We start from the raw sequence: 466 nt of genomic DNA, 5'->3' as shown, positions 1-466 counted from the left end.
ACTTTCAACAAATTTTTTAATGTAAGTTAGTTTATTCGTCTTTTTTATGTTTTCAAGCAAACTACGATTTGTATCGAGTTTTATTAAAGCCTCAGTGAAAGCATCGGAATTCCTCGGCACGATAAATTCTTGTTGCTCCTCACTAAAAATTTCACTTGCTATACCTACATCGCTTGTAATAATCGCACAGCCCTGTGCCATTGCCTCAAGCAAAGGTAATGGTGTTCCTTCAGCAAGAGAACTGACCAAGAGAATATCCGCATCTTTCAAGTAATCCAAAATCACTTCATGCGTATTTTTTTCCTTGGAACTATCAAATTCTTTATAAATTAACTCCCTGCCTGAATTTTCGAATTTTTTTAAAGCGGGTAAAACAACAGAATTTAAACCTTTATAATCAAGATGACCAAGATATTCACCCCAGCGGCTATTGCCAATCCACACAACTTTTATTTTTTCTTTTGTC

The 466-nt window shown here is 35.0% G+C and carries 1 protein-coding gene; it reads right to left on the bottom strand.

Annotated elements, in window-relative coordinates:
• A partial coding sequence (locus NNN71_RS24970; RefSeq protein WP_271459617.1) for a glycosyltransferase occupies positions 1-466 on the bottom strand: 466 nt, incomplete at both ends.

The sequence above is a fragment of the Kluyvera sp. Awk 3 genome (assembly GCF_028069715.1).
GTDB lineage: Bacteria > Pseudomonadota > Gammaproteobacteria > Enterobacterales > Enterobacteriaceae > Kluyvera > Kluyvera georgiana_A.
This window is presented reverse-complemented; position numbering and strand designations above follow the sequence as displayed.